Annotated in this window: 14 protein-coding genes; 5 read left to right on the top strand and 9 right to left on the bottom strand. The window is 34.0% G+C overall.

All coding sequences use genetic code 11. From position 1 onward, the window contains the following. Positions 1-660 precede the first annotated feature (660 nt). The gene (locus F6K15_RS24370; RefSeq protein ID WP_293065496.1) at positions 661-1,227 is read left to right on the top strand and encodes a hypothetical protein; all 567 of its coding nucleotides are present in this window, start codon (positions 661-663) and stop codon (positions 1,225-1,227) included. 318 nt (positions 1,228-1,545) lie between these two features. On the opposite strand, the gene F6K15_RS24365 is transcribed toward F6K15_RS24370, so the two are convergent. Continuing rightward, complete coding sequence (locus F6K15_RS24365) at positions 1,546-1,686, bottom strand: hypothetical protein (RefSeq protein WP_293065493.1); 141 nt, start codon at positions 1,684-1,686, stop codon at positions 1,546-1,548. A 139-nt stretch (positions 1,687-1,825) separates the two neighbouring features. On the opposite strand from F6K15_RS24365, the gene F6K15_RS24360 reads away from it, so the two are divergent. Then, entirely contained in the window at positions 1,826-2,683 is an 858-nt protein-coding gene (locus tag F6K15_RS24360) for a hypothetical protein (protein WP_293065490.1), read from the top strand. Between the two features lie 273 nt (positions 2,684-2,956). After that, on the top strand, positions 2,957-3,691 hold the full coding sequence (locus tag F6K15_RS24355) for a hypothetical protein (RefSeq protein ID WP_293065488.1): 735 nt from the start codon (positions 2,957-2,959) through the stop codon (positions 3,689-3,691). 1,169 nt (positions 3,692-4,860) lie between these two features. Here the strand turns inward: F6K15_RS24355 and F6K15_RS24350 are convergent. Further along, positions 4,861-5,313 (bottom strand): thermonuclease family protein, encoded by a 453-nt coding sequence (locus tag F6K15_RS24350; RefSeq protein WP_293065485.1) that lies wholly within the window; start codon positions 5,311-5,313, stop codon positions 4,861-4,863. Continuing rightward, entirely contained in the window at positions 5,285-5,767 is a 483-nt protein-coding gene (locus tag F6K15_RS24345; RefSeq protein ID WP_293065482.1) for a hypothetical protein, read from the bottom strand. The genes F6K15_RS24350 and F6K15_RS24345 overlap by 29 nt, the downstream gene beginning before the upstream one ends. 35 nt (positions 5,768-5,802) lie before the next feature. Between F6K15_RS24345 and F6K15_RS24340 the strand changes: the two genes are divergently transcribed. Further along, a complete protein-coding gene (locus tag F6K15_RS24340) occupies positions 5,803-6,378 on the top strand; it encodes a hypothetical protein (protein WP_293065479.1) in 576 nt (191 codons plus the stop codon). 316 nt (positions 6,379-6,694) lie between these two features. Continuing rightward, entirely contained in the window at positions 6,695-7,012 is a 318-nt protein-coding gene (locus tag F6K15_RS24335) for a peptidoglycan-binding protein (RefSeq protein ID WP_293065476.1), read from the top strand. A 668-nt stretch (positions 7,013-7,680) separates the two neighbouring features. On the opposite strand, the gene F6K15_RS24330 is transcribed toward F6K15_RS24335, so the two are convergent. The 6 genes from F6K15_RS24330 to F6K15_RS24305 all read right to left on the bottom strand — a co-directional run bounded on the left by F6K15_RS24330 (position 7,681) and on the right by F6K15_RS24305 (position 10,769). Beyond that, a complete protein-coding gene (locus F6K15_RS24330; protein WP_293065473.1) occupies positions 7,681-8,139 on the bottom strand; it encodes a hypothetical protein in 459 nt (152 codons plus the stop codon). 22 nt (positions 8,140-8,161) lie between these two features. After that, positions 8,162-8,572 carry a hypothetical protein gene (locus F6K15_RS24325; protein ID WP_293065470.1) on the bottom strand — a complete coding sequence of 137 codons (411 nt, stop codon included), beginning with the start codon at positions 8,570-8,572 and terminating at the stop codon, positions 8,162-8,164. Continuing rightward, positions 8,572-8,775 carry a hypothetical protein gene (locus tag F6K15_RS24320; protein WP_293065468.1) on the bottom strand — a complete coding sequence of 68 codons (204 nt, stop codon included), beginning with the start codon at positions 8,773-8,775 and terminating at the stop codon, positions 8,572-8,574. The genes F6K15_RS24325 and F6K15_RS24320 overlap by 1 nt, the downstream gene beginning before the upstream one ends. A 146-nt stretch (positions 8,776-8,921) precedes the next feature. Further along, on the bottom strand, positions 8,922-9,146 hold the full coding sequence (locus F6K15_RS24315) for a hypothetical protein (protein ID WP_293065466.1): 225 nt from the start codon (positions 9,144-9,146) through the stop codon (positions 8,922-8,924). Between the two features lie 45 nt (positions 9,147-9,191). Further along, complete coding sequence (locus F6K15_RS24310) at positions 9,192-9,458, bottom strand: KilA-N domain-containing protein (protein WP_293065463.1); 267 nt, start codon at positions 9,456-9,458, stop codon at positions 9,192-9,194. Between the two features lie 498 nt (positions 9,459-9,956). After that, a complete protein-coding gene (locus F6K15_RS24305; protein WP_293065460.1) occupies positions 9,957-10,769 on the bottom strand; it encodes a KilA-N domain-containing protein in 813 nt (270 codons plus the stop codon). Positions 10,770-11,657: the final 888 nt, after the last annotated feature.

The following is an 11,657-nucleotide window of genomic DNA, read 5'->3' as shown; positions in this document are numbered from 1 at the left end:
AATTAATAGACGAAGGTGGAAAGTCAATTTCATCTTTTGCGCTCAGACAGTTGCCAACACGCAGGTACGTTTTCTTTACAAAACTTTACAACGTTGCACCTGGTGACACGAACCTTCGATCTACGCCGTTCTGTAAGGATTGTAGCTATTGGAATATAAAAATGCTTGGAATTATTGCTCTGTCTAAGTTAGAGTGATTTTTTTCCTTTATTTAGCGACAACTCTATTAGAAATAGTTGATGAAAGGTATAGCACACTTTTCTAGCCAAAGGCTTTTAAGTCTTGCCAGAAAAGGGTTATAAAGTTAGTTGGCACTAAAGTAGCTTCTCTAGTTTTAAGCCTAAAACTAAGGAAGCTTATATGAACTTGCCAACTCGTATTTTAGTCCTTGTAGCGATATAACCTTGCTACCTGACAACACAGGGCAAACGCATCTTATTTTGAAGTTCTGACAGGGCAAGCGTGTTAGGCTTATAATTATTTATACTCATTGCATCTCTAAAGCTTAACAGTAGAAACTTCCAGAATTTAGATGCGTTTTCCCTGCCTGAGAACAGTCCCTATTGAACAATTAATCAAGATTGATTGCCGAGAACCTAATTAGTAATGCTGCGTAAGCCACGATTAATGAGATACTTAAACAAAAATAGGAGAAAAACAATGAATACTCTTTTAAAATTAGGATTAACAAGCATTAGTCTCACTTTTACTATGTTTCTACCTAACTTAAATGAAACATTAGCAGCCACAATTTATTCTGCTAATATTGATTTTGAAGGAGGAGGTAGAGCAACAGGTCAATTCTCCTTCAGTGAGTTAGGATATAAAAATATTTCAATTCTTATTGAAGATACTGGAATTCCTGATTACGATGGACAAATTTTTAGCACTTTATCTCCAGATTTACCCTCTGATGAAAATCAACTTTCAATCGTATCAATAGATGAAAATGATGGAAATGATATAATAAGACTTTTTTTTGAACAATCATTATCAACTAACCCTGAATTTGCAGAACCTATAGGTTTATCTACTTCATCATTTATTGCTAATTGTGATCCTAATACAATGTGTCTGGTTATAACTCCTCCTGAAATACCTGTTATAGATGCAGGACATGCAGGTTTTCCTATTGAACCTGTAAAAACACCAGAGTCAACAGCAGTTTTAGCATTATTAATGTTTGGAGGAGTAGGTCTATTAAAGCCGAGAAAAAATTTTAACTAATTACCCATTTAGGAGCCATGTAAGAATAAGTTGTACAAATTTTATCTAGGATAAATTGTGAAATATAACTTCCATTAAAAAAACTGTTCAAGTTATTTTTACACGACTACTTATGTTTAAACTTATAGTAATGTGCGCTGGCATATTTAGACATTATTTTTTGTACACCTGTTCTAGACTACATTTTGAACTGAACATTGTAAATACCTGAGTGCTCATTCCTATAGAGAAAACATTTTAAAGTTAACTCTGGTTAAAATTGCTTTTTTAATAAAAATCAAGCATAACCACGATCTCATCAACTCCAACTAGGCAAAATTAGCCAAGTGCAACTAAATTTTCAGAAGTTCGCAAAGCCTGCTCTCCTAAAGATTTAGTCTTAGTAGGAGTAAATAAAAAATTCTTACAATGAGTGATAACTACAGGCTGAATATCTTGATTCCTATAGGTTTTAGCCATTATCTCCCCTGTTTTTTTGTGATGATTATTTTACATAGTCATGGAATGAAAGAATAAGGGTTTCAGAGATTTTTATGACTCATTAACACTTCCGTTGCACTAACGTTATATTAATCCTTTGTTTAAATAACCAAAATTAATGCTAGATTTTCATAGTTTATTTAGAGCTAAAAATGTAAACAATATGTTATATAATAAATCCTTTTTTATAGGTTTTGGTCTAATTTTCTATAATTTTATTGCGTCATCTGCGTGTGCATACACACTCAATCACAATACGACTATCTCAGGTACTTTAAATGGATTTAGTTTCTCAGGTACTGATATTGCTACAACTAGCACTGATACTGGTATAGGAGCTAGAACAATAAATTTTGATTCTATAGTTCCGCCTGATATTTCAAATTCAAATTGGACTTCAATTCTTTTCACTAGAAAGAGTAATCAATCTCCTTTTCCTAGGCCTTCTAGGGTACGATTTGATTGTCCACATAATATTTTTGAAATCACTGGTGGTAATTATTCTCATAATAGAGTTTGGAATTTTAATGATACCAACAATTCTATTCTTAATATAGATGTTTTAGCATCTTCTCCTAGTATTCTTTTACAAGAAGGGCATACTATATTTACAGGTAGTGTTCCAACTGGAGCTGAGGCTATTGCTAATATATTGTTTTATGAACAACTTTTAATTCCTAATGGAGATGACAGTATTCTAGAAAAAGGTACTCTTATTTTAGACAATGGAATTTCAGCTACTTTTGAAGGTACATATAATTATGTTGGTTCTGGTATATCTTTTACTTTGTCCAATCAAATTACTGATTTTGAGCAATTCCAATCAAGTGCAAATGTTTTAGAACTGAATTATATTTCTACAAGTTCTAAATTAGTTCCTGAACCATCTACAAATTTTGCAACTTTTATTTTACTAAGTTTAGGATTAATCTCAGCGACAAAGCATCAACTAAAAAAAAAGACCAGTAAACTTTAAAAGCAGTAAAAAGTCGTATCATATCCGGTAGTATCGCTATTATATAGCTAAAGTAGTCAATAGGTAACAGGCTGGAAGACTTAAAAGCAAGAAAAACTTAAATTTCCTGTAGATATCCACGTTAGCTTTTACACAAACGATGCAAACGGACATGATATTACTTATCGTCGTTCTTCTAAAAATACTTTTTGAATGTGGACTAAATAATACAAGATGGAAAATCTATTAACTACAAGTTTTAAGAAAACCAGCATCTTATTATCAACTATAATTATGACTATTATTTACGAATGTGGCATGAGTATTAAGCCAGTTTATAGTTGTATACCCGTACCTGATATTGTTGGATTTAATCCACCTTCAGGAATATGGCTAAAGCCAATCGGAAACAACATTAATGTTACCAATGGATTAATAGCAATTGCTGTAGATTCTCCAGATCCATTACCTCTTCCTGATGTTAGCAGTCAATGTGCTACAGGAATTTCTTTTCCACAAAGTTTTCCTTCTTCATTACAAATTATTAATGCAAGAGTAGGAAGAGGAAATAGCGACAATATTATTAATACTTTTGTTGAGCTGGAAGACAATGGAGAAAAAGTTTTCAATTTTGAAGTAGATAACAACATTAAAGAAAGTTTAGTTAATGGGACTTTAAATCCAGATGGGATGACCAGTCCAATTTCTTCAAATCCTGTTAATTGGTTTACTTTTAGTGATCTAAGTGTGTCTGAGGCTAGTTTTGCTAACTCTCCTTTAACACCAGAACTTCCTAACTATTTTATCATCTATGATTTAGTAGTTAATACTTCTGATTTTTCCAGCTTAGTTGGCCTAGGTATTCAAATAGCATCAGGTACAATAGATGATGTTGTTCATCCAATGAAATATAGTGGATTAGGTATTATTCCAGCAGAATCCATACCTGAATCATCTACAAATTTTGCAACCTTGGTTTTACTAGGTTTGGGATTACATTTTTACTATAACCTAAAAAAACATATTTAGTTATCAAATGATGCCGGGCATTATAAATACAATATGACCTTTCGGACAAATCGCAATTTTTTGGTTCCAATCAATTTGAACATTAGAACTGTCAAATTTCGGATGATTTTTAGCTTGCTAAGACGGGTCATATCAAATCCGGTTAAATACCCTCACAATCAATAGCTTAAAACCCTGATTATTACCTTATTGGATCTATGTGCAATTAGGCGGATTTGATATCACTCCGAACCGGAACAATGATTTCAACTCTATGCTCTTCTTAAGAAGAAAGGGGTTTAAGTAGCAACTGTACAGAAAACCACGCTAAGGCTGAAATACTTACTATAAATGAGTTGGTAGTGCATCAGTTTTTGTTAGGTTTTGTATATGAATGGGTGTACCAGTTAAACTGTAGTTTATTTGGTACAGAAATTTAGAACCATAAATCAAGAATTTCAGACTTCTTTTCTCAGAGAGGTTTAATTGGTGCAGTAATCGCAAATACCTTAACGGGGTTTCAATTGCTACTCAACTCCCAGAAACTAGTAGTTGTGCGGTGATATAACCGAGATCCATAGCTGTTGGGCTAAAACTAGAGAAGCTGCATTTTAGTGCCAACTAATTCTATAATTCTTTTGTGCCAAGACTTTTAAGCTCTTACCTAAAAAAGTATGCTACACCTTTCATTAACTATTTTTAATAAGTAGTGAAGCCTGAAATCGCGTAAATTCGTTATCTAGTTTGTGATTGTAGAGAACTTGGCACTAAATATCAGCTTCCCTAGTTTTACGCCTATTTAAATAAATTTTTCTTTCTTCGTATTTGGTGGAGAAATTGAACCAGACCCATCCTATGATTTTCAAATGGGATAAATAATGTCAGAAACGAAGATAATTCCAGATTTAATTCGCTCTTTAAACCTTAATCAAAGTAGTGAGTGTAAATATTACGCTAACTACTTTTTTTGTCCAAAGTCCAAACCTAAAGAAGACAGCCTTTTTAATAAGTTAGTTTGATTCATAATTTATTTTCTCAATAAAACTACAAGATTCAAACTAATAGTCTCACAGTAATTCCACAGTGATTGTTCATTTTTCTGTTCACTTATCTGTTCACTTTTTTATTAAATTGTTCACTTTCTGTTCATTTTTCTATTCAAAATGTTCAGTTTAGAAAATAGAATATAATTAGTTGCCATCCCAAACACCAACCTTTTGTTCCCTAGCTAAATCCTCAGCCAATTTCAAAGCATCAGCATTAGGACAGGTATAGTAATCTTGGCTAAGTTTAGCTAGACCATTAAACAGTAACAATCCACTGGAAGATTCCTCATCATCTCCCATACCTACCCAAACATCGCCATACCAAACTCCTTCTTTATCCTTACCTGCAAATATCGTAGGGACAGTTTCAGGAGATTGTTCAACTTGCTCCTCTAAATAAGACTTAGCTTCTGAAGTCAAATCAGTTACACCGCATAGTTGAAGAGTACGTTGTCGAAATCCTTTTTTGATAGTTAAGCGATCGCCACTTTGGATAGATTCTATACCCCAATACTCAGTCTCAGGTATCCCACTATCTCGAAAAGCTGTGATAGTTTTACTGCTGCGGTTACATCCTACCAGGCTGAATATCATCATCACTCCAACCGCAGTCGGGACAAGTACAATTTTTTGAGAGAATTTGTTCTGTAAATACATAATTACATCTTGGGCAAACTCCAGTGAATAGGGGATGAGTATCTAATAGATAGAGCTTTTCCTCTTCAGTAAAACGTTGATGAGGCTGACTTATTCTCTCACCATCATAATATGAATCTTCAAATACTAATTCACCATTAACGTAACAAGTTCCTGGTGGAGACCAGTTTTCTTCAGGGTCAGGATGGTAAGGATTATTTATACTGCCATTGATTTCAACAGGCTCTCCAACAGCAAGAAAATCTCTAAAATTTTTCCCTTCTAATTCGGGGTCTGTTTTGAAGTCTGGGCAATTTTTATCATTAGGGCCTTTGGGGTGTAAGGCACAAACTATCAAATCATGCCAGGCATTATAAATACAATATTCACATTCTTTTATATTGACATTCTTCATATTAAGATAGTAGTTTTTCTTCCTAAATATATTAAATGAAACAGCTTAATCTCTTTAACTATAGTTCTGATTCTATCAATAAACAACCTACTCTAGAGATGAGTAAGGATAATTTAAAAAACTGGAAAAATCAAATATTTAAGCATCAACAACAAGTGATTACTGAGCAATCATCACAAGTACAACAACTATCTTTATTTGAAGTAGATATCTCTTCAAATCGTTTCGATGCAGACAAAATTAATCCCTTTTCTCTTAAACTATACAATTGTGAATTTTATGACCAGAAACCTCAACAGCACGATGATTCTAATTGTATATATTTTATAATTGATAACAATCTACCTTTACTACTATATATTGGGGAATCTCAACATTCCCCTAGAAAACGTTGGAAGGGAGTCCATGATTGTAAAAATTACATTTTTAATTATATTGAACTGCACAGAAAATATCAGATGCAAGTTGCTGTTGTATCGGCTTTTTATTTTGATGTTCCTGTTGAGAGAAAATTACGACAACAATTAGAATCTAAATTAATTGAAAAGTGGCGATCGCCTTTCAATAGAGAATCATGGAAATTTTGGGGACAGCCTTTTGGCAAACTATAGGAATTTCAACTTGATAATTAATAGGTCAAAGTTCAGATATTAAACCATATATCCCAACAAAACTGTTGTGATAGCCGAATGCCACCCCTGACTGCTAATCAATGTGCAAGAAAATGCACGTCCATCCACAATAAAAAGTGGCGTTGTGATAACTCATGCACATTTTCCCACTTCCCCAAAAACTAGGAGATGATAAAAATATAGAGTAAAACTTACGCAACTACACTAATTATAGTGGATTTATCAAGATAAATGCCAATTTATACGCTATATATAGCGTTAATGCGTATTCAACTAAACTAAGGAATTTTCTCAAATGACTGTATCAACAATGACTGTATCAACAATGCCAGTATTAAAAGAAGGAGATAGTGGAGATAGTGTTCGGTTTCTTGAACAATTATTATCTTCAATCTATTGGTTTGGTCTGCAACAAGGTAGACCAGCTCTTATTACCGATAATGTAATATTTGATGCCCAATATGATAATCAAACCAAACAAATAGTAACTGAGTTTCAAAAAAATTATAACGCTACTTTTCCTTTTCCATCGCCTGATATTGCAGTAGATGGAGTGGTAGGTCCTGAAACATGGAAAGCATTAGGTGATGCTATCTTCAAATATACTTATTAAAACTATCACTCTGACAGAAGGTATAAGAAGTCCTCATCTAAAAGTGTTTCATTTTAGATGGGGGAGCCTCAACTATAACGAAGTTTAGTTGAGGTACTTCACTCCTTGCTTAGAGCATACTATTCGACCGTGGCAACCAGAGGAGCTGGATAACGCCGAAGTTGCCAGGAGCGAAGCAGGAATAGAACAGATTATCAGCAAGAAAATCATAGATTTATATAGATAATCGTAGGTTTTTAAGAACAATAGATTCAGCTGGAGGGTAAAACCTCATGAACATGAAATGGAAAAAATTAATATTAATCTTGTTTATTTGGCTCGCCACTGAATTCTTTCTGAATTTCACAGGATTGGATGAGGTAGCTAATTACAGTGAATATATTCTACAAATCAATCATCAACATATTGAAGCGCTCGACTCATCAATCATTTGATATCTGCATTTGAACATTTTAGTAACTTTTGGTATTGAGTATGTCAGGCATTTTTCTCAATCTTTTTTGATTAAGCTACTTTTGTTTGTCAGCTTCCATTAGAACTTACAGATTTACAGAAAAACTTATTTAAAGATTTCTGTGAAAAGGCGTAAATGTGAAAAGTATATACGGATTCTTACAGCAGCTCAAGTGGTCTTAGCATACGTTTCCGTAACGAAACTACGGATTGCCCTAGTCAGACTTTTCATATAATTCATTCCAAGGCCCTAGTATTCCTGAGACTTGATTTCCATCCCATATTACCGTAGCAGTAGTATGACCGTCATCAAAGTACGGACAATCTTTACCAACTTTAAGTATTTCTCTATTTTTTGTTGTCTGAAGTGTCCAGGTTCTACCAGCTCGATTTCTCCACTGAAGCGTGGTATCATCAATTCGACTAATAGTTACATAATGCCAATCGTTTTTTCCTCCAGAGTCATACTGATGATTTTCATAGTTGCCCACAATTGAATCAACAATTGAATTTCCTTTTTCATCTCCATCAAATACTTTTTCTATTAATTGGTCTGCTGTTGTTTCCCAGCTAAATTGGACGTTAACTTTGCAGCCTGATAATACTAATAAGGCCAAACTTACATTTAATAAAATCAGACTTTTTATTCTCACGATAGAAAAATTATTCTTCATTTAGATTAGATTGACTATAAATTTACTGTTTGGTAGTTAACCACTCCTCATATTGTTCTTTCGTATCAAAAGAATCTTTTGATATTTGTCGTCCTGGCATGAGTTTAAGTTCTGAATTAATAGGATTATATCTACAATAACAAATCACTATTTGGTCAAATTTTGTGACGGGGATTTCAGGAGTATAAACCTCTACTCTTGTTACTTCCCAATTGCTTTGCCGATAGTGAGTGCTGTGGGCATGAATTTCGGGATTATAATCTTCTTTGACTTGCACATAATCAAGTGGTCTGTATCCTGGCTCTGGAATAGGTTTATCGCTATAATCCCATACTTCTTGCAGCATTCCAGTCAATGCTTGAGTATGTTGCAGCATTCTATCTTCCCAAAAAGGTTCATCTTCATCAGCTTGAAATATAATATATTTAGCCATTATTCCTCCTCTGTATAATGTTTAGGAAATTCAGTCTTACCCTTGAAAACACAGTCAACCTTTAAAATTGAATCATTTTCATTCTTCTCAATACGGTTCAATTCCCACCCATATTTCTTTGCCATTTCAGCACACTTTTTCGGGTGAGTTGCGCTGTGACGAGATACATTCTCATCTTCATCATACCTTGGTTTGTTGGACATATTTTACTTGATTTTAGATGCATTGACGATAGTTAGTCAACTTCAAATTATCGGTAATGATGCGGTCGCGCTTTACAACTACATCATCACCTACTTGGTAAACCCTATAATCATTAGTTTGAGCGATCGACTATGATAATCTCTAATTAGTCCACCTTATTTTCTGTTGGCATTCCCAATAGTAAGTCTCCCTCCTGGAATTGTCCTACTTCTTCATATTCGGGGTGATGTCCGTGTCGATATAAACTGTATTCATTCTGCCAATATTCAGCTTTTGCTTTGCTTTCCTCTAACCTATATTCAGAGATATCTAGACAATTCTGCAATTCTGCAATTTCATCCTTTAGTTTGACTTCACCTTGGGTTAACAATTTCTCAATAATATCAAAAACCCATACTTCAAAGTCAGGATTTAGCTATGCAGCCAGTTTGAGAGCTACCTTGCGGTGTATCCAGGTACCTTGCTCTTTTTGATTGTTACCGCCCTGAATTACCTGAACCAGCTCATCATCTGAATAATTATATTTTCTTTTTAGAGCTGACAAATAATCTTTTGTTTGTTGTGTTCTGAAAAAAATATTCACCCGTTTATTATACTTTTTCCACATAGCTGTAGCATCCCACATTCCATATTTATTTATTACGATTTTTTCGCCTTCAAACAAATTAATTATTTCACTCATTTTGTACTTCTTTAAAAACCCGCTACGCTTTGAAGAGTTACGGTAAAAATATTGATATATATACGTCTCACCGTTACGCTTTTTGGTAATTATGACATATTATCCTTCAATTATATCCCTCTGAATTGTGTTTTTTTTGTCTCATTCTACATGAAAAATAGGAATATTTCGTATTATAAGTTACCCGATTTTTTTTTGATCTTTACTAATAATTGATAGATTTTTATAACTCCATAAATCATTGATTTATATCAAAGCTATATATCAATCTATTTAAGGAACGCTAATTAGCGTTTCATAAATTTATATCAAAATTAGGTTAGAACAAATAGGTAGGTTGAAATTAAAAACTTACCTATTTATCCTAAAATTTTTACTAGAAAATACCCAGTACAAATTACTGAATTACTGAAATAATAGTTGGCATTTAAAAAGCTTGTAAGCTATAAAAACGCGGAACAACGCGAAGAGTCTTCGCGTTAGCGATCGCTTATTAGCCTAGCCTAGTATTGTAATGTCACGGTGCTTGAAAGCTTTCCTGACACAATAATCTTTTACTGCTGCCTCAACTTCTGGATGGTTACTCGGGTACATATTAGCAGGCACTTGTTTTTGAGAAGTTGTGCTGTAGCGGTTATTTTTGCCTATTAAAAGATATTCACATTTCTTTTTTACTGCCGTCCCTAAGCTACCTTCATAGTTGGAAGGAACAGAAAAACCCAGGCGGATTGCCACGTCAACTGCACCCTCATACTGTTCGACTACAGCAGCTTTGGTCGTAGTTGATGCTAGCAACTGTTGTTGCTCTGCTAACACTAGGTTACCAAGCCGTGATTTCAATAGTTGTGCCAATTGTAAATCACCAGAATCAGAAAACATTTGGATTGCTTGACTATGCACTTCTATCGTCCTGTCTGTTACTTCAGGTAGTTTAGGTGAAGCCTGGGCATTTTGCTGATTCTTGTTCGTACTCCATTCTACAAACCATCGGTTTACTTGTATCCGAAATGAAATTGAGACCCACTTAGCAACATCCACAGCTACTTCAGGATGACCCCATGTTGATTGCTCTCCACGGGCGTTAGTATAGACAATTAGCGCCTCACTTCCGTCGGTTGACGATATAGGAATTCCTATATCGCTGGATAGTACTTCTAGATAGGTTTTGACGGATTTCATTTGATTCCAGTTGGCTAATTTTTTACCACCAGCAGCACACAACTTAGTTAGGTTGATATAGCCATTATTTCTCTGTTGAGGTACTATATGGCCATTAAGTTCGTGGTTAATTATTGAAATTTGTATCGGCATAGTTTATAATTTGGATAAGTGGCCATCATTACTGTTACTTTGGCGAGTTCTGTAATGATGGCCGTCGTCATTACTAGAGAAAGCGATCGCAACGCTTCTCTAGTTATTTTTTAATATAGCAGATAAAGAATGCTTCCACAGATTAAAGTAGCTAAAATTTTATCAAATATGACTTTAAGTTACACAGAATCAATTTTTTACACAATAATGCACGGTCAAAAAAAATCTTCTAACCTATTGATTACAGTATATTTGAGTTGATTTGTTCAAAAAAAGATTAGTTTTATTATCTAGAGTTATTGTGTCTTTCCGGTAGCAAATGCTATCGAAAAACTTGATAAACAAAGGATATTGGAAAACAAAAATATAGACATCATCAAGAGTCTAGCGGTTTTTTACTTACACAAGTTTATCAAAAATCCACTGCTGATTTGCCTTTTCAACCTGCTGTTGATGTAAGCTCCTAGACTTTTTCCGATAGCAAATGCTATCGGAAAACTTGACAAACAAAGGATATTAGAAAACAAAAATATAGACACTATCAAGAGTATAGCGGTTCACAAGTTACACAGGTTTAGATTATCAAAATCCACTGCTGAGTTGCCCTTTTTACCTACGGTTGAGGTAAGCTCCTAAATATTTTCCGATAGCATACTCTATCGGAAAATCTCATGGTAAGATTTTTTTATTGATACACATATATGCAACCCAGCTTCCGAGCTGTAAATCCAATAAAGATTTTGATATATAAGAGCTGATTTATAAAGTAAATCTTAAATTAGCTAGTCGCTTGACCATGAGTTGGATTAATGAGCCATAAATCATTGCTTCACTTAGGAGCCGTGTAAAAATAACTTGAACAAATTACTCCCAAAGCTAAATAATAAA

It is taken from the genome of Okeania sp. SIO2B3 (genome assembly GCF_010672525.1).
Classification (GTDB): Bacteria; Cyanobacteriota; Cyanobacteriia; order Cyanobacteriales; family Microcoleaceae; genus Okeania.
Note: the sequence above shows the minus strand (reverse complement) of the source record. Positions and strands in the feature narration are given on the sequence as shown.